The organism is Phyllobacterium sp. P30BS-XVII (genome assembly GCF_014138335.1).
In the GTDB taxonomy this organism is placed as follows: domain Bacteria; phylum Pseudomonadota; class Alphaproteobacteria; order Rhizobiales; family Rhizobiaceae; genus Phyllobacterium; species Phyllobacterium meliloti.
Genome location: NZ_JACGXO010000002.1, coordinates 657790 through 674523 on the forward strand (window position 1 = coordinate 657790; position 16734 = coordinate 674523).

Consider the following 16734-nt stretch of genomic DNA (forward strand, 5'->3'; position numbering starts at 1 on the left):
GCCATGTATGTTGCAGTCAAGGGCGGTGAAGCCGCCATCCGCAATGCGCACAAGCTTCTCGCCGACCGCCGTCGCGGCGACCGGGACGTTCCTGCGATTGAACTGAACCAGATTGTCGAGCAGATGTCGCTGGCCGTTGACCGGGTGATGGCCGAAGGCTCGCTCTATGATCCGGAACTCGCCGCACTTGCCATCAAGCAGGCGCGGGGCGATCTGATTGAGGCGATCTTTCTGGTGCGCGCCTACCGGACGACCCTACAGCGCTTTGGCTATTCGACCGCGCTTGAAACATCAAAGATGCAGATTGAACGGCGCATTTCAGCAGCGTTCAAGGATTTGCCGGGTGGCCAGTTGCTGGGACCGACCTTCGACTATACCCATCGTCTGCTCGATCCTGAATTGGCTGAGGATGCCCCGGTTGACGCGCCCGAACAGCGCGAAGAACCGGAGGCTTTCACTCCGCGTGTGACTGACATTCTCGGCCATGATGGCATGATCGAGGAAGATGGCGAGATGCCGGAAGGTGCCATTGCTGGCGATTTGACCCGCGAGCCGCTGACTTTCCCGCTCGAACGCGATCTGCGTTTGCAGGCACTGGCGCGCGGCGATGAGGGCTTTCTGCTCGGATTGGCCTATTCGACCCAGCGCGGTTATGCCCGCAGTCACCCTTTTGCCGGTGAAATCCGCATTGGCGAGGTGGACATTGAGCTTGAAGTGGCGGAACTCGATTTCCCGCTGACGCTCGGCACCATCCGCGTCACCGAATGCCAGATGGTCAACCAGTTCAAGGGCTCGGCAAAGCAGCCGCCGCAGTTCACCCGTGGCTATGGTCTTGTTTTCGGCCAGAGTGAACGCAAGGCTATGTCGATGGCTTTGTGTGATCGCGCTTTGCGGGCGAGGGAACTTGGCGAAGATATCACCGCCACGGCGCAGGACGAGGAATTCGTCATTTCCCATAGCGACAATGTGCAATCCACGGGATTCGTCGAACATCTGAAACTCCCGCACTACGTAGATTTTCAGGCGGAGCTTGATCTTATCAGGCGTATGCGCGCCGAACATGAACGCAAGCATCAGACGGGCGAAGAAACCAAAGAGGCAGCAGAATGACCGATCTAGCGACCTACAATTTCGCCTATCTGGATGAGCAGACCAAGCGGATGATCCGCCGTGCCATTCTCAAGGCCATTGCCATTCCCGGCTATCAGGTTCCCTTTGCTTCGCGCGAAATGCCCATGCCCTATGGCTGGGGTACCGGCGGTGTGCAGGTAACGGCGGCGGTGCTTGGTCCCGGTGATACGCTGAAAGTGATCGATCAGGGCGCCGATGACACCACCAATGCCGTGTCAATCCGGGCTTTCTTCCAGAAAGTCGCCAATGTCCGCGTGACCACCAAGACCTCGGAAGCGACGATTATTCAGACACGCCACCGCATCCCGGAAATGCAACTACAGGCGGGACAGACACTTGTCTATCAGGTGCCGATTCCCGAACCGCTCAGGTTTCTGGAGCCGCGCGAGACCGAAACGCGCAAGATGCATGCGCTGGAAGAATATGGCCTGATGCATGTCAAGCTTTACGAGGACATTGCCCGGCACGGCCATATCGCCACCACCTATGCCTATCCGGTGAAGGTCGAGGGGCGCTATGTGATGGACCCGTCGCCAACGCCGAAATTCGACAACCCGAAGATGCATATGTCTCCGGCATTGCAGCTTTTCGGGGCAGGGCGCGAAAAGCGCATCTATGCCATCCCGCCCTATACGGAAGTTGTCAGCCTTGATTTCGAGGATCATCCCTTTGAAATCCAGACCTTTTCCCAGCCCTGTGCCCTGTGTGGCGCCAAGGGCAGCTATCTGGATGAGGTCATTCTCGATGACAAGGGCGGCAGCATGTTCGTCTGCTCGGATACGGATTTTTGTGAAGATCGGGAGGCCAAGGGGCATCGCGGTGCGCTTGCGCCAGAGACCGCCGTCGGAACTTCGGAGGCAGCAGAATGAATATGAGCGATACACCCCTTTTAAAGGTCAAGGACCTGTCAAAGTTCTACGGAAGCCGCATTGGCTGCCAGAATGTCTCGTTCGAGCTTTGGCCGGGTGAGGTGCTGGCGATTGTCGGCGAATCCGGTTCCGGCAAGACGACCTTGCTCAATTGCCTTGCAACGCGTCTCGCGCCATCGGCAGGCTCGGTGGAATACCGCATGCGCGATGGCCAGTTCCGCGATCTCTACCGTTTGAGCGAAGCCGAACGCCGGTTCCTCATGCGCACCGACTGGGGTTTTGTACACCAGAATCCGGCTGATGGATTGCGCATGACAGTTTCAGCCGGGGCCAATGTCGGTGAACGACTGATGGCTATCGGAGACCGGCACTATGGCAATATCCGCGCCACGGCGACCGACTGGCTTGGCCGGGTGGAAATCGCCTCCGACCGTATCGATGACCAGCCGCGCGCCTTTTCCGGTGGTATGCGCCAGCGTCTGCAGATTGCGCGCAATCTCGTGACCAACCCCCGGCTTGTGTTCATGGATGAGCCAACGGGTGGCCTTGATGTTTCCGTGCAGGCACGCTTGCTTGATCTTTTGCGCGGGCTGGTGAGCGATCTTGGGCTCGCGGCAATTGTCGTCACCCACGATCTGGCCGTGGCACGGCTGCTTTCACACCGAATGATGGTGATGAAGGACGGCCATATTGTTGAGACAGGTCTGACCGACCGGGTTCTTGATGATCCGCAAGCGCCTTACACCCAGCTTCTCGTTTCCTCCATTCTGCAGGTTTAGCATCATGCCAACACCGCTTGTTGTTTCCGATGTCGCCAAAAGTTTCACCATGCATCTGCGCGACGGTATCCGTCTGCCCGTGGTGGCCAATGTCTCGTTTTCCATAAAGGCGGGCGAGTGTGCCGTTCTCGGCGGTCCGTCAGGAGCGGGCAAAAGCTCGATCCTGAAAATGGTCTACGGCAATTATGCCGTGGATCAGGGCCAGATTATCGTGCCCTATGGCGAGCGCCTTGTTGATCTGGCATCCGCCGATCCGCGCACGGTTCTGGGCGTTCGCCGCGATATGATCGGCTATGTCAGCCAGTTTCTGCGCACCGTGCCGCGCGTGTCGGCGCTTGATGTGGTGGCTGAACCGCTGGTGGCGCGTGGCGTCGACCGCACGCAAGCGCGTGACAGGGCAGCTGTTCTGCTTGCGGGTTTGAACCTGCCGGAACGGCTCTGGTCATTGCCGCCCGCAACCTTTTCCGGCGGCGAACAGCAGCGCGTCAACATCGCGCGCGGTTTTATCACCGATCACCCGATCCTGCTCTTGGACGAGCCGACGGCATCGCTCGATGCGAAAAACCGCGAAGTGGTGGTTTCCATGATCCGGGCCAAGAAGGAGGCGGGGACTGCCATGCTCGGCATTTTCCATGATGAGGATGTCCGCACAGCAGTCGCTGACCGTATCATCGACGTGACCGCATTCGCCGTCACCAGCGAGGCAGCATGACCCGGCTTTCCGAAACACCGCTTGTTCATGCTACCGCGCATGTCGAGGATTGCGAACTTGGCCGCTATACGGAAATTTCCGAGCGTTGCCGGATCAGCGAAACGAGGCTCGATGATTATTCCTACATCATGCAGGACGGCGCGGTCTGGTGTGCCACGGTAGGCAAATTTGCCAATATTGCCGCGAGCGTGCGCATCAATGCGACCAACCATCCGACCTGGCGGGCGACGCTGCACCACTTCACCTATCGCGCTGGCGATTACTGGGATGATGCCGGACCGGAAGAGGCCTTTTTCGAATGGCGCCGCACCAATCAGGTGCGCATCGGCCATGATGTCTGGATTGGCCACGGCGCGACCGTTTTGCCCGGTGTTACGGTTGGCGATGGTGCGGTGATCGGGGCAGGTGCGGTCGTCTCACGTGATGTTGATCCCTATACGATTGTTGGCGGCGTTCCCGCCCGCAAAATCCGTGACCGTTTCGACCGGAAGATTGCCGAACGCCTGCAAACACTGGCGTGGTGGGACTGGGACCATGCACGCCTGCGTGGTGCTCTCGATGATTTTCGCGCTCTGGATATAGAGGCCTTTCTCGAAAAACATTCGGGTTGAGTTTTGCTATCAACAGTTGTCACGTAAGTGCAACAAAAGTGCCATCGCACCTTCACAGTAGGGCTTTAGGACAGGGCAATACCAACAAGGATTGGCCTATGCTGAAGATTGAAAACGTGACGCGTCGTTTTGGCAATAATATTGCCATCGACAATGTCAATGTTGAAATTCCGCAGGGGCAGATGGTTGGCGTCATCGGTCGTTCGGGTGCAGGCAAGTCGACTTTGCTGCGCATGATCAATCGCCTGATCGACCCGTCGGAAGGCTCGATCATTTTTGACGGCAAGGATGTGGCGAAGCTCAACGGCTCCGCGCTGCGAAACTGGCAACGCGATTGTGCAATGATCTTTCAGCAGTTTAATCTTGTTCCCCGCCTTGATGTGCTGACCAATGTCCTCCTTGGACGCCTGAACCACCGATCCACCATCAAAAGTATTCTTGGCATTTTCTCACGGGAAGAACGTGCCATGGCAATCGCCGCCCTTGAGCGGCTCGATATCGCCAAAACCGCTTTGCAGCGGGCCGGAACACTCTCCGGCGGACAACAGCAGCGCGTCGCCATTGCCCGTGCGCTTATGCAGAACCCCAAAGTCATCCTTGCTGATGAACCCATCGCTTCACTCGACCCGCGCAATGCGCAGGTGGTGATGGAGTCCTTGCGCGATATCAATGAAAAGGAAGGCCTTACGGTTATCACCAACCTGCATACGCTCGATACGGCGCGGCATTTTTGCGAGCGCATCATCGGTATGCAGGGCGGCAAGGTCGTTTTCGATGGCGGCCCGGATGATCTGACAGAGGCTGCCGCCCGCCGAATCTATGGTGCTGATGGCCTGAAGGACGCTTTTTCGGAAGCCATCACATCGACAAGCATTGCGCGTCAAGCGCCGACACCAATCCCCGAATTGGAGGCCATATTGGCCGCGCGTTAAGCGCAAACGGATCGGCTTGCCCACGTAACGGGCTCAAGTCACATAAAAAACTTTGAAGCTTTGACAGGAGAGATAGTCATGTTGCTTAGGAAAGCCCTTATGGGTGCGATTGCGATCAGCGCCATATTTACCGGTACAATGGCCCGCGCTGAAAACCTTGAAACGTTTCGCGTTGGTATCATCGGCGGCGAAAACGAAGCAGACCGTCTGCGCAACTACCAGTGCATCGTCGACAAGCTGCCGAAGGTTCTCGGCGTCAAGGACGTCAAGCTGTTCCCGGCGACGGATTATGATGGCGTCATCCAGGGCCTGCTCGGCGGCACCCTCGATTATGCGGAATTGGGCGCTTCTGGCTTTGCCAAGATCTACCTGACCAATCCGAACGCTGTTGAACCAATCCTGACCACCGTTCAGACCGATGGCGCGACCGGCTATTACTCGATCATGGTTGCCCGCAAGGACAGCGGCATCAAGACACTTGCTGACATGAAGGGCAAGAAGCTTGGTTTTGCCGATCCGGATTCCACGTCCGGCTATCTCATTCCAGTGACCTCGCTGCCAAAAGACATCAAGACGTCGGTCAAGGATTATTTCTCCGAAACCGGTTTCGGTGGCGGTCATGAAAACCTCGTTCTCGCCGTCAAGGATGGCAAGTTCGATGCTGGCACGACATTCGGCTCCGGCGTTGGCAAGTTCGATGAAGGCTATACATCCGGCAATCTGCGCAAGATGGTTGACAAGGGCCTGATCGACATGAAGGATTTCGTCGAACTGTGGAAGTCGCCGCTGATCCCGAACGGCCCGATCGTTATCCGCACCTCGCTGGATTCTGGCCTCAAGAGCAAGTTCAAGGCATTCATGCTTGACCTGCCAAAGAGCGATCCAGCCTGCTTTGCTGCTACCATGGGCGGCGATTTCAAGAGCTATACTGAGGTGAACACCCAGTTCTATCAGCCCATCATCGACGCCCGCAAAGCGCAGATCGGCGGATAAGCCAGACACGCATTATCACGGCCAGTTCTTGCAACTGGCCGTGATTCTGTTTGCCGGCACCTTGAAGGATTTGTGCAATGAGCAAAACCGCTTCCGCTGAGTTGTCGCCCGACGGCATTCAGATCGAACGGCACTGGCAGGAGCTTGCCGGACGCCGCCGTGTCTATAGCTGGATTATTGCTATCGGGCTGCTGGCAACCATTTCGGGGTCCCTTTGGTTTGCCAATGAATCCAATGCCGGGAAGTTCTTTGACCGTTTGCCACATCTGTTTGATTTTGCTGGCGATCTGATCCCGCGCGACGGCTGGGAAGTCTGGCGCGCCATGTTCGATCTGCCGTCGCCTTATTTCGATGGAAGCCTGAAATATGACTATCCCGAAGGGCGGGTCTATCTGTTCGGCGGCTTCTATATGCCCGAATATTTCTACAAGATGCTGGAGACGCTGAATATCGCGATCCTGTCGACGCTTGTGGGTTTCATCTTCGGCTTCATGATCTGCTTTCTCGCGGCCAAGAACCTCGTCAAAAACCGCTTCATCCGGTTTGCTGCGCGCCGTTATATGGAAATCCTGCGCGCCTTTCCCGAGATCGTCATTGCCGGTTTCTTTGCCGCTATCCTGTCGCTCGGGCCAATCCCGGCGATGTTTGCCGTGGGTATTCACACCATCGGTGCTCTCGGTAAACTCTTCTTCGAAGTGGTCGAGAATGCCGACATGAAGGCAGGTGAGGGCTTGCGTGCTGTCGGTGCCAATTGGATCGAGCGCGTTGGCTTTGGCATCGTGCCGCAGGTCATGCCGAACTTCATGTCCTATGCGCTGTTGCGGCTTGAAATCAATGTGCGCGCATCGACCATCATCGGTGCTGTCGGTGGCGGTGGTATCGGCGAGGAACTACGCCTGTCCATCGGTCGCGGTCATCAGGCCAAGACACTTGCGATCATTCTGCTTCTGTTCGTCACCATCATTGCCGTGGACCAGTTTTCCGCATGGCTGCGCCGCCGCCTCGTTGGCGAGCAGGCCTTTGCCTTCGGCGGTTAGGATCTCATTATGAATGCCATGACAGCCGATGCCATTGCCGATTTTGAGTTGCGGCATCCCGCCGTGTTCAATCCGCCATTCTGGCGCCGTTTCATGCCTCTGGTGATTGCAGCGGGCATTGTGCTTTACGTTTTCTACTGCTGGTGGTTCTTTTCCATCGGCACAGTGCTGGCAAGCGGTCAATGGCAGCGCGCCGAGCTTTATGCCCGCGATTGGGTGTCCTATGCGATCCGCACAACAGTTCGCCCGACGCCAACGGGAACAACTGTCAGCTATCCGCGCTTTTCTGAACTCGGCGATAACCCCAACCCAAGCTGGGTTGTCAAGGACGGCAACAATGTCACCATCGCTTTCGGTTCGGACAAGAAGCTCGATATCAGCGATCAGCGGGTCATCGCGACACGTGGGTCCGAGAGCCTGACGGTTCTTCTGGCAACCGATGGTGCCAAGCCGCAAGGGCCGCTGCCTGATTGGGCGACGCTCAAGGAAGATCAGGTCACTGTGACCTTCGGCTTTGCCGGGCAGGCGGATATTATTCCGCAGCGCGTTGTGGTGAGCCGCCGTTTCTTCGGCTGGGCGAATTTTGTGTTCGACACGGCGTCACCATTCTGGGGCAAGTCCTTTGGTGAAGTGACTTCCATGATCGTCAGCGGCGAGCGGATCAAACCCGAAATGTCGAATGCGGCATTGGCCTTTGACAATATCTGGTTCAACTCGTCATGGCAGCATGGCGATGTCTGGACCAAATTGTTGCAGACTATCGTCATGGCCTTTATGGGCACGCTCATGGCGTCACTGCTGGCGTTTCCGCTGGCATTCATGGCAGCGCGCAACATCACGCCGAATTTCTTTGCCAACCAGATCACCAAGCGCTTTTTCGACTTCCTGCGCTCGGTGGATATGCTGATCTGGGCACTGTTCTTCACCCGCGCTTTCGGTCCCGGACCGCTTGCCGGTATTTCCGCGATTTTCTTCACCGACACCGGCACGCTCGGCAAGGTCTATTCGGAAACGCTTGAAAATATCGATGACAAACAGCGCGAGGGCGTCAAATCCGTCGGTGCGTCACCGGCCAATGTGCAGCGTTATGGTGTCATGCCGCAGGTGCTTCCGGTTTTTGCGAGCCAAGCGCTGTATTTCTGGGAATCCAATACGCGCTCGGCCACCATTATCGGCGCAATGGGCGCTGGTGGTATCGGTCTCAAACTGTGGGAGGCCATGCGCACCAATACAAACTGGCACAATGTCGCCTATATGGTCGTCCTCATCCTTGCTGTGATATTCATTTTCGACGGCATATCGAACGCGCTACGTTCCCGTCTGGCCGGAAAGTCGCACCATTAATTCGTGACCTTCAAAGGCTTGTCATATTCGGGGCGTAACGCGAGACTGTTCCAGAGGAATCACCCATGCGCTATGCAATCTATTTCACGCCGCCATCGGCCGACCCGCTATTGAAAGTGGCGGCGAACTGGCTTGGCCGCAATGCTTTTAGCGGGCAGCCGGTCAAGCCGCCGCAGATTCGCGATCTGGCGCATGAGGATTTTGCCCAACTTACCGAGTCCGCGCGCCGCTACGGTTTTCACGCGACGCTGAAGGCACCGTTCCATCTGGCTGAAGGGATTGAAGAGCGTGAGCTTTTGTCTGCCATGATGCATTTTGCATCGTCGATTGAGCCGGTGGAAATTCCAAAGCTGATGATCGCCAATCTGGATGGTTTTTTTGCGCTGGTTCCTGAAGAACCTGTTGAGCGGCTGAACCAGCTTGCCAATGATGTGACGGTTGCTTTCGACCGTTTTCGCGCCCCACCGAGCGAAGCCGAAATTAAGCGCCGCAACCCGGAAAAGCTGTCTCTGGCCCAGCGGCGCAATCTCGAACAATGGGGCTATCCCTATGTGTTCGAGGAATTCCGCTTCCATATGACGTTAACAGGCCCGGTTCCCGAGCGTGACAGGCCCAAAATCGAACGCATTTTGGGTGAATTCTTGGAGCCAGTCCTCGAAGAACCAGTTGAAATCAACAATCTCGCTTTGTTTACGGAAGCCGAGCCGGGCTTTCCCTTTGAAATTCACTCGCTGCATCCGCTGGCCGGAACCAACCGTAGAAAGACTGCCTGATCATGTCCGCCGAATTGAGCCTGAACAATGCGCAAATCGTTCTCGAAAACGAGGTTATCAACGGATCGGTCCTGATCCGTGATGGCAAGATTGCCGATATCTCAACCGGCACAATTGCGGGCGGCGAGGATTTTGACGGCGATTATCTCATTCCCGGTCTCGTGGAACTGCACACGGATCATCTGGAGGGGCATTATGCACCGCGTCCGCGCGTGCGCTGGAACCCGATTGCCGCCGTGCTTGCCCATGATGCGCAGATTGCCACGTCAGGCATTACCACGGTTCTCGATGCGCTGCGGATCGGTCTTGACCGCGATGCGGATATGTCAGCCGAGGAAATCCGCAAGCTGGCCGATGCGATTGAAGACAGCGTGCAGCAGGACCGCTTGCGCGCCGACCATTATTTTCACTTGCGCTGCGAAGTATCGGAAGCCGATTGCCTCAATGGCTTTCACTTCTTTGATAATGACAGCCGCGTCCGGCTGGCATCGCTGATGGATCACGCTCCCGGCCAGCGCCAGTTCGTCAATCTCGAAACCTATGCCTATTACTATCAGCGCAAGCTGAAGCTTTCCGACGTGGAATTCGCCGTGTTCTGTGAAAAGCGTATGGAAGAATCTGCGCGTAACTCCGCACCCCAGCGCAAGGCAATTTCCGATATGTGCCGGGAGCGCGGCATCGTATTGGCCAGTCATGATGACGCGACATCAGCCCATGTCGATGAAGCGATCGAGCAGGGCATTCATGTGGCTGAATTTCCAACGACACTGGAAGCCGCCGCTGCTTCGAAAGCAGCGGGTCTCGCCGTGCTGATGGGAGCGCCCAACGTTGTTCGTGGCGGCTCGCATTCCGGCAATGTTTCGGCACGCGAATTGGTCGAGCATGGCCACCTCGATATTCTGTCCTCCGACTATATTCCGTTCAGCCTGATCCAATCGACCTTCTTCCTCAGTGAAGTTGTCGATGGCATCAGCCTGCCCGATGCGGTGCGGTTGGTCACGAAAAACCCGGCCGAAGCTGTTGGTTTTGATGATCGCGGTGTTATCGAAATTGGCAAGCGTGCCGATCTGGTCCGGGTTCGTGTTGATGAGCACATTCCTGTTGTGCGCACCGTTTGGCGTGAAGGCCGCCGGGTAGTCTGATGGCGGCGGCAACGATCGAACGTGCGCTTAACCCTGCGTCAGCCCCATTGCGCAACGGCGTGTTTGTCGCCGTTGTCGGCCCAAGCGGCGCGGGCAAGGATACAATCATGGATTTTGCGCGGGAGGCCCTGCGCGGCCAACCGGATTTCCATTTCGTGCGCCGCGTGGTGACACGGCCATCGACTGTCGATGCGGAAGATCACGACAGCTTGAGCGAAGAGGCGTTTCTGACCGCGCAACGGGAAGGGGCGTTCTGCCACTGCTGGGAAGCGCATGGCCTGCGCTATGGCTTACCTGTTTCGGTTAACCTGAAGGTGGAACAGGGTACTGTTGCCATTGCCAATGTCTCGCGGGGAATTCTGCCTGCCTTGCGGGAGTCCTATGCCAATTTCATCGTGGTGCATATTACGGCATCGCATGAGGTTCTGGCGCAGCGCCTTGCCGCGCGCGGACGGGAAGATGCTGAGGAAATCAAGCGCCGCCTGATGCGGGCAGCACCGAACCCTTGTGATCCCGCTGATGCCGTGGTGATCGACAATTCTGGTGTTGTCGCCGACGCTGGTGCTGCGTTTGTTACTATTTTGAAGAAATCCGCTGCGTTTGCGGCTGTTTCGGAACAAATCTGAACTGAATTCAATTCATACATACAAAAACCGGGGGCAAGCCCCCGGTTTTTGTATGCTTTTCAGGTTCTTTTAGAAATTGCGCTGGAAACGCAGCGTGCCACCGAATGCATCGTCACTACCACCATGGGCAATTGAATCCGCCTTACGGTCGCCGTCAAACTTGGTGTAGTTCAGTTCGGGTGTGATCACAAACCCTGGAACGATTTCGTAGCCAACATTCAGAGCCGCAGCAATGGTGCCCTCCGACTCGTAGCCGATAAGTCCGTTGATCGTCGCCTTGTCAGAAACCTTGGCGGCAAGTCCGCCCCAGGCAGCCCAATCACCATGCCAAGGCGCAAGGAAGTTGCGCTTGACGCGGCTGTCGTCATAACCGGACTGATAGCCGCCCATGAGGAAGGCAGAGAACGTATCGGTGAATTTGAGATCGAAGCGCAACTTGCCAGCGAATTCTTCAACGTTGGAGTCATAGCCCCCAATTGCGCTGACACCGCCCCAACCCTGTTCGAACTTCACACCTGCCATAAGATGCGGCAGGTAGTCATCGATAACATAATCGGAGTAACCTTCATTGACCGAGCCCTGTTCGGCAGCAATAATTGCCGAGATACCATTGCCGGCAGCATAGGTATAGCTGACCTGATTGCTCGCCCAACTGTTGTAGTTGATCACATCGTCATTAACGATATCGCCCGCATAGTTGGTCCATGAACCGAAGATTTCATCGGCAACACCGATGCGGAAACCACCAAGCTCAATAAACGCCTGCGGAATGGAGCCGCCGCTGTTTACGCCGTCGGTATATTCGAAACGGGTCTGGATGTAAGAGCGCAGGGTGCCTAGCTCGGTTTCGGAACGGGCATCAAAGCGAATTTCCGTACGCAAATGCTTGTTCCATGTGTCGCGGTCGCCGCCATTATAAACATCATCGCCCGCTGATGCATCGTAACGCAGGTAGCCGCCAATCTTCAGGCAGGTTTCGGTGCCGGGGATGTAGAAGAAGCCTTTGCCATAAGCATCGCAAATGCGAACATACTCAACCGGTTCCGGTTCTGCGACAACGATAGCATCTGCCGCACGCGCGCCAGTAACGGCAACAAGTGCTGCAGCGGAACCGAAAAGAAAACCTTTGATGTTCATTTGGAAGCCTCCATTCAAATCAGTGAATCATTTCTAGGCCGGTTTTTATGATGACGTAAGACTGAAATAATGTCGAACCACCGGTTCGATAAAGCTTGTTGCGGTTTTATCACGCTACCGCATCTGGCTTTTATGCATCGGGTTTAACAAGCCAAATCCTCGGTTTGGTAGACAAAATCGGCATGGCGGATTATGAGGGGCGGCGTGATGTGCAAGAGGTGGGCAGGCCCGCTTGGCTGCCCCTGTTCGTTTTTATCAATCATGACTGACGCCAATGGGTGTCAGATAACCAATCGAAAGAACTGAGACGTGGCTGAGTTGGCTGAACAGGACAAGGGATATGGGCACAATCGCTTTGCCGTTGCGCCGATGATCGACTGGACCGATCGCCACTGCCGGACCCTGCACCGGCAGTTCACACGCCATGCCCTGCTCTATACGGAAATGATTGTTGCCGATGCCGCGATCCATGGCAATCGTGACCGGCTTCTGGGCTTCTCCAGCGACGAGCATCCGGTAGCGCTTCAGCTCGGCGGGTCCAATCCCGTGAAGCTGGCGGAAGCAGCGCGGGTGGGGGAAGCGTTTGGCTATCGCGAGATCAATCTGAACGTCGGCTGCCCCTCTGACCGTGTGCAATCCGGCACGTTCGGTGCCTGTTTGATGAAAACGCCCGCTCTGGTGGCGGATTGCGTTGCTGCCATGAAACAGTCAGTCTCCATTCCCGTCACGGTGAAATGCCGGATCGGCGTCGACGATCAGGATGTTGAACCCGCGCTTGATGATCTGGCGGGCGGGGTGTTCGCCGTTGGAGCCGATGCGCTGTGGGTCCATGCCCGCAAAGCCTGGCTCAAGGGACTGTCACCCAAAGAGAACCGGGATATTCCGCCGCTGGACTATGATCGTGTCTACCGCCTCAAGCGGCAAAACCCGAGTCAATTCATTGGGATCAATGGTGGTATTCAGACGCTCGATGAAGCGCTTCATCATTTGAATCATGTGGATGGGGTGATGCTTGGCCGCGCCGCCTATAACAATCCGATGATACTGCTTGATGTGGATGCGGCGATTTACGGCGATGCGCCGCAAGCCGCGTCGATTGATACGATCATCGATTACATGTGTGCCTATGCGGATAATCATATCCGTCAGGGTGGCCGCGTCTCCCATGTGGCGCGCCATATGGTTGGGATGTTCCACGGTGCCGCCGGTGCGCGGCGCTGGCGCCAGATACTCTCCACCGAAGCAAACAAGCCGGATGCGGATAGCAATGTTATCCGCCGCGCCTATGAGGCCGTGCAAACGGGAATGGCCGATCAGGCTGCCTGAGGCTTTGGGTTAATCCGACAGGATCAGCCGGTCGCCGCGCACGGAAAATCCGTTCAAGGTGTTGAGGAAATTCATGCCGAGAAGGCTGCCATTCATGCGGCCATCCTGCGCGACCATGGCGCGGATATTGCGCCGCGTAATGGCACCGATCCTGATCTCATCAAGAGTGACAATCGCTGCGGTGGTTGAGCCGTTGGCGGTCATGATCGGTGTTCGGTAGGACAGCGTATCCGGATTGAGCCCGGCACGCCGGGCATCGTCATAGGACAGCACAATGGATGAGGCTCCCGTATCAACCATGAAGCTTATCGACGTATTGTTCACCGAACCATTAACCTCGAAATGACCGCTTTCGGCCTTGGCCAGCGTAACGGTCACAGCGCCATCACCATCGCGCGCGGAAATCGGACTGCCGGGGATGAGGCCAGCCGTGATGCGGTGGCCGACATCCTGCAATTCATAACGATATTGATACCCCGCAACCAGTGCGAGCAAAATGATCAGCCACACCGCCATATTGCGCAGGAAGTGGCTGAGCGGAATGCCGGAGCCGAGAAGACCGGCAGCAAGCACGATGCCCCAGATGCTCATATAGGCAAAGCGCGCAAATTGATCATTGGCCAGGCCAAGCGTCGTCCCGCTGCCATTGTTGGCAATAAGGAGCAATACGGTTCCGGCCATGAGTGCAATGATGATCCAGAACAGGCGCGGCATCAGATACCCTGTTCTTTCTCGCGCGCCATACGGCCCCTGCGCGTTTCACGGCGCGGGCGGCGTTCGATGGCTTCCATGCGGGCGGGGAGATCAGCCATGACGGTGCGGCGTGTTTCAGGTGACATCACCGACCAGGCACCGATTTCCTCACGCGTGCGCCCGCAACCGAAGCAGTAGCCGGTCTTCATATCGATGGCGCAGACGAGGATGCAGGGTGACTCGATGGTGCTCATATCCCAAATTTGGTGCGGTTAGAGAATAATCACAAGCCCGAGCAAAAGCGAATTTGTCGCCAGTTGCTGCATGGCGCCCAATGTATCGCCGGTCTGCCCGCCTATTTTCTCGCGGCATAGGGCCGAAAAGCCATAAAAGACCAGTGCGGCCAGACATGCAGGAACAATCACGGCAAACGGTCCTCCGGCTGCGCCATAGGTTAAAATAAAGGCCGCTGCACCAATGGCGAGGGCGAAATTGGCGGCATTCGCCGTTGGCGTGCCTGCCCGGTCGGCGACGCCGCCTTCGCGGGCCGAAGGGAGTGTTTGCCAGAATTTGACCAGAACTGCGCGGCTTGCCGCTTCTGTTCCAGCGAGAACGGCGATGGAAGCGGCGGGGCTAAGCTCGGAAAGAATATCCATATAGAAGGCGATGCGCATGAGAACGGAGATGATCAGTGCAAGTGTCCCATAGGAGCCGATGGCCGAATCCTTCATGATTTCAAGCCGCCGCTCGCTGGTTTTACCGCCATAAAAACCATCGGCCACGTCGGCAAGGCCATCCTCATGCAGGGCGCCCGTCACGATGATCGACGTGGTCACGAGAAGCAATGCCGTGACGAATTCAGGCAAATCGAGTACCGAACCCGCAAGGATGACAATCGCCGAGGGCAGGGCGATCAGAATGCCAGCCAGCGGAAAGCCACGCACCGTGTCATGCAGCGAGCCTTCGTAACCATCGAACCATTGCGGCGAAACCGGCCAGCGCGACAAAAAGGCCAAAGCGCGCATCGTTTCCTTCACCAGATCCATGACATGTTCCCGTAAGCTGAGGGGCGCGACATTCAATGCCGTCCGATAGCCTTTGCGTTTCCTTCGTCAGAGCTTATAGGACGTGCATTGATAATTTGCCATGAAGACCTGGTTGCAAGGAATATCATGACCACTGGCCTGCCATTTGACGATTTCCGTACTCTGATTGAAACCCTGCCCGGACCGGATGAAGCCGCCGTTGCTGCCGTGCGCAAGCGCGATTCGACCCTGACCAAGCCACCAGGCGCGTTGGGGCGTATGGAAGAGATTGTCGAATGGCTGGCCGCATGGACCGGTCGTTCGCGTCCACAGATAACGCGGCCACTGGTTGCCGTCTTTGCGGGTAATCATGGTGTGACCGCCAAGGGCGTTTCGCCTTATCCGTCATCGGTCACGGCGCAGATGGTCGAGAACTTTGCCGCTGGCGGCGCAGCCATCAACCAGATTTGCATCGCCAATGATCTTGGCCTGAAAATTTTTGATCTCGCACTTGAGTATCCGACCGCCGATATCACCGAAGAAGCGGCGATGGATGAAAAGACCTGCGCTGCCACCATGGCGTTTGGTATGGAATCCATTGCCGGGGGAACGGACCTTTTGTGCATTGGCGAGATGGGGATTGGCAATACGACCATTGCTGCGGCGATTTTCCATGGCCTTTATGGCGGAACAGCCGAGGAATGGGTCGGACCCGGCACCGGTGCAACCGGCGATGGCTTGAAGCGCAAGGCCGATGCCGTGCGCACCGCCGTGGCATTGCACGCCTCGCATCTGAAGGACCCGCTGGAATTGCTGCGCCGTCTGGGCGGACGCGAAATCGCGGCCATGGTCGGGGCCATCCTCGCCACCCGTGTGGAAAAAATCCCGGTTATTATCGACGGCTATGTGGCAACATCAGCTGCTGCGATCCTGCATGCGGCCAATCCTGAAGCCATTGACCATTGCCTTTTCGGTCATGTGTCGGCTGAGCCCGGCCATCGCAAAGCACTGGAAAAGCTTGGCAAAATGCCATTGCTTGATCTCGGCATGCGGCTCGGCGAGGGCACCGGCGCCGCGCTTGCTGCTGGTATCGTCAAGGCGGCCGCGCTTTGCCACAGCGGCATGGCAACATTTGACCAGGCCGGTGTCAGCAACCGCGATTAGCGGCTGATCTGGCCATTCAGCTCTCCTTGCTGGTCAGACTTCAGGGATGCGCTGGACCTTGCAGTCTTGCCCCTGCTTCGGAATGAACCCGGTGCCTGACGGCTGAAATAGACAGGCATTTTGCCCTGACGAGGAGTTTTTGACAGTGAAGACAGTCGAACTCCTCGGGGATTTGTCCGTGGTAGGTGAAGCACGACATGCGGAATGTGACCATATGCAGGGTACTGCACTGCATTCGACCAGTTGCGTGGCGATCTGATGTGGCATGACCAAACCCATCATTTCCGGGGCTGGCGAGGTCTATCCCCGCCAGCCTGTTGATTTGCGTTTCCCCTTTAGAACCTTACCGTCAGATCGGCCTTGACGGCGTTGTCGCGGGTCTGTTGCGAGAACTGGCCGGTATAGCTGATGCCAAGCGTGGTGGCCTTGCCGATGCCAAA

18 protein-coding genes are annotated in these 16734 nt (G+C 56.8%); 14 read left to right on the top strand and 4 right to left on the bottom strand.

What is annotated here, in order from left to right; all coding sequences use genetic code 11:
- The first annotated feature begins 3 nt into the window (after nucleotides 1–3).
- From FHW17_RS09045 to phnN, 12 genes are all read left to right on the top strand, one after another.
- Nucleotides 4–1110, top strand: a complete 1107-nt coding sequence (locus tag FHW17_RS09045; RefSeq protein ID WP_182509647.1) for a carbon-phosphorus lyase complex subunit PhnI — start codon at nucleotides 4–6, stop codon at nucleotides 1108–1110.
- Entirely contained in the window at nucleotides 1107–2000 is an 894-nt protein-coding gene (locus tag FHW17_RS09050) for an alpha-D-ribose 1-methylphosphonate 5-phosphate C-P-lyase PhnJ (RefSeq protein WP_182509648.1), read from the top strand. The genes FHW17_RS09045 and FHW17_RS09050 overlap by 4 nt, the downstream gene beginning before the upstream one ends.
- Nucleotides 2001–2002: 2 nt before the next feature.
- Entirely contained in the window at nucleotides 2003–2779 is a 777-nt protein-coding gene (gene phnK / locus FHW17_RS09055; RefSeq protein ID WP_091877674.1) for a phosphonate C-P lyase system protein PhnK, read from the top strand.
- A gap of 4 nt (nucleotides 2780–2783) precedes the next feature.
- Complete coding sequence (gene phnL / locus FHW17_RS09060) at nucleotides 2784–3491, top strand: phosphonate C-P lyase system protein PhnL (RefSeq protein WP_182509649.1); 708 nt, start codon at nucleotides 2784–2786, stop codon at nucleotides 3489–3491.
- Nucleotides 3488–4102, top strand: coding sequence for a DapH/DapD/GlmU-related protein (locus FHW17_RS09065; protein ID WP_112527320.1), 615 nt, complete (start codon nucleotides 3488–3490; stop codon nucleotides 4100–4102). The genes phnL and FHW17_RS09065 overlap by 4 nt, the downstream gene beginning before the upstream one ends.
- A 98-nt stretch (nucleotides 4103–4200) precedes the next feature.
- Complete coding sequence (gene phnC, locus FHW17_RS09070; protein ID WP_112527318.1) at nucleotides 4201–5034, top strand: phosphonate ABC transporter ATP-binding protein; 834 nt, start codon at nucleotides 4201–4203, stop codon at nucleotides 5032–5034.
- An 81-nt stretch (nucleotides 5035–5115) separates the two neighbouring features.
- Nucleotides 5116–6027 carry a phosphonate ABC transporter substrate-binding protein gene (gene phnD / locus FHW17_RS09075; RefSeq protein WP_091878445.1) on the top strand — a complete coding sequence of 304 codons (912 nt, stop codon included), beginning with the start codon at nucleotides 5116–5118 and terminating at the stop codon, nucleotides 6025–6027.
- 77 nt (nucleotides 6028–6104) lie between these two features.
- Entirely contained in the window at nucleotides 6105–7064 is a 960-nt protein-coding gene (gene phnE, locus FHW17_RS09080) for a phosphonate ABC transporter, permease protein PhnE (protein WP_182509650.1), read from the top strand.
- Nucleotides 7065–7073: 9 nt separating this feature from the next.
- Complete coding sequence (phnE, locus tag FHW17_RS09085; protein WP_112527314.1) at nucleotides 7074–8408, top strand: phosphonate ABC transporter, permease protein PhnE; 1335 nt, start codon at nucleotides 7074–7076, stop codon at nucleotides 8406–8408.
- 65 nt (nucleotides 8409–8473) lie between these two features.
- Nucleotides 8474–9181 (top strand): DUF1045 domain-containing protein, encoded by a 708-nt coding sequence (locus FHW17_RS09090; protein WP_182509651.1) that lies wholly within the window; start codon nucleotides 8474–8476, stop codon nucleotides 9179–9181.
- Between the two features lie 2 nt (nucleotides 9182–9183).
- Nucleotides 9184–10323, top strand: coding sequence for an alpha-D-ribose 1-methylphosphonate 5-triphosphate diphosphatase (locus tag FHW17_RS09095; protein ID WP_182509652.1), 1140 nt, complete (start codon nucleotides 9184–9186; stop codon nucleotides 10321–10323).
- Nucleotides 10323–10949 carry a phosphonate metabolism protein/1,5-bisphosphokinase (PRPP-forming) PhnN gene (gene phnN, locus FHW17_RS09100; protein WP_162700202.1) on the top strand — a complete coding sequence of 209 codons (627 nt, stop codon included), beginning with the start codon at nucleotides 10323–10325 and terminating at the stop codon, nucleotides 10947–10949. Before FHW17_RS09095 ends, phnN begins: the two co-directional genes overlap by 1 nt.
- 69 nt (nucleotides 10950–11018) lie before the next feature.
- Here the strand turns inward: phnN and FHW17_RS09105 are convergent, their stop codons facing one another.
- Entirely contained in the window at nucleotides 11019–12086 is a 1068-nt protein-coding gene (locus FHW17_RS09105) for a porin (RefSeq protein ID WP_112527306.1), read from the bottom strand.
- A gap of 309 nt (nucleotides 12087–12395) precedes the next feature.
- Between FHW17_RS09105 and dusA the strand changes: the two genes are divergently transcribed.
- Entirely contained in the window at nucleotides 12396–13412 is a 1017-nt protein-coding gene (gene dusA / locus FHW17_RS09110; RefSeq protein ID WP_182509653.1) for a tRNA dihydrouridine(20/20a) synthase DusA, read from the top strand.
- A gap of 9 nt (nucleotides 13413–13421) precedes the next feature.
- Here the strand turns inward: dusA and FHW17_RS09115 are convergent, their stop codons facing one another.
- From FHW17_RS09115 to cobS, 3 genes are read right to left on the bottom strand one after another with little or no spacing between them, the layout of a single operon-like run.
- Nucleotides 13422–14126: a TIGR02281 family clan AA aspartic protease gene (locus tag FHW17_RS09115; protein ID WP_112527302.1), complete on the bottom strand. Its 705-nt coding sequence runs from the start codon at nucleotides 14124–14126 to the stop codon at nucleotides 13422–13424.
- Nucleotides 14126–14359, bottom strand: coding sequence for a DUF1289 domain-containing protein (locus FHW17_RS09120; protein ID WP_113095614.1), 234 nt, complete (start codon nucleotides 14357–14359; stop codon nucleotides 14126–14128). Before FHW17_RS09120 ends, FHW17_RS09115 begins: the two co-directional genes overlap by 1 nt.
- Nucleotides 14360–14377: 18 nt before the next feature.
- A complete protein-coding gene (gene cobS / locus FHW17_RS09125) occupies nucleotides 14378–15151 on the bottom strand; it encodes an adenosylcobinamide-GDP ribazoletransferase (RefSeq protein WP_112527298.1) in 774 nt (257 codons plus the stop codon).
- Nucleotides 15152–15274: 123 nt separating this feature from the next.
- On the opposite strand from cobS, the gene cobT reads away from it, so the two are divergent.
- The gene (cobT, locus tag FHW17_RS09130) at nucleotides 15275–16294 is read left to right on the top strand and encodes a nicotinate-nucleotide--dimethylbenzimidazole phosphoribosyltransferase (protein ID WP_112527445.1); all 1020 of its coding nucleotides are present in this window, start codon (nucleotides 15275–15277) and stop codon (nucleotides 16292–16294) included.
- Nucleotides 16295–16734 lie beyond the last annotated feature (440 nt).

Excerpts from the sequence above, each read along its gene's own strand:
- FHW17_RS09045 (WP_182509647.1), top strand. The coding sequence starts at position 4 with ATGTATGTTGCAGTCAAGGGCGGTGAAGCCGCCATCCGCAATGCGCAC.
- FHW17_RS09050 (WP_182509648.1), top strand. The coding sequence starts at position 1,107 with ATGACCGATCTAGCGACCTACAATTTCGCCTATCTGGATGAGCAGACC.
- phnK (WP_091877674.1), top strand. The coding sequence starts at position 2,003 with ATGAGCGATACACCCCTTTTAAAGGTCAAGGACCTGTCAAAGTTCTAC.
- phnL (WP_182509649.1), top strand. The coding sequence starts at position 2,784 with ATGCCAACACCGCTTGTTGTTTCCGATGTCGCCAAAAGTTTCACCATG.
- FHW17_RS09065 (WP_112527320.1), top strand. The coding sequence starts at position 3,488 with ATGACCCGGCTTTCCGAAACACCGCTTGTTCATGCTACCGCGCATGTC.
- phnC (WP_112527318.1), top strand. The coding sequence starts at position 4,201 with ATGCTGAAGATTGAAAACGTGACGCGTCGTTTTGGCAATAATATTGCC.
- phnE (WP_182509650.1), top strand. The coding sequence starts at position 6,105 with ATGAGCAAAACCGCTTCCGCTGAGTTGTCGCCCGACGGCATTCAGATC.
- phnE (WP_112527314.1), top strand. The coding sequence starts at position 7,074 with ATGAATGCCATGACAGCCGATGCCATTGCCGATTTTGAGTTGCGGCAT.
- FHW17_RS09090 (WP_182509651.1), top strand. The coding sequence starts at position 8,474 with ATGCGCTATGCAATCTATTTCACGCCGCCATCGGCCGACCCGCTATTG.
- FHW17_RS09095 (WP_182509652.1), top strand. The coding sequence starts at position 9,184 with ATGTCCGCCGAATTGAGCCTGAACAATGCGCAAATCGTTCTCGAAAAC.
- phnN (WP_162700202.1), top strand. The coding sequence starts at position 10,323 with ATGGCGGCGGCAACGATCGAACGTGCGCTTAACCCTGCGTCAGCCCCA.
- FHW17_RS09105 (WP_112527306.1), bottom strand. The coding sequence starts at position 12,086 with ATGAACATCAAAGGTTTTCTTTTCGGTTCCGCTGCAGCACTTGTTGCC.
- FHW17_RS09115 (WP_112527302.1), bottom strand. The coding sequence starts at position 14,126 with ATGCCGCGCCTGTTCTGGATCATCATTGCACTCATGGCCGGAACCGTA.
- FHW17_RS09120 (WP_113095614.1), bottom strand. The coding sequence starts at position 14,359 with ATGAGCACCATCGAGTCACCCTGCATCCTCGTCTGCGCCATCGATATG.
- cobS (WP_112527298.1), bottom strand. The coding sequence starts at position 15,151 with ATGGATCTGGTGAAGGAAACGATGCGCGCTTTGGCCTTTTTGTCGCGC.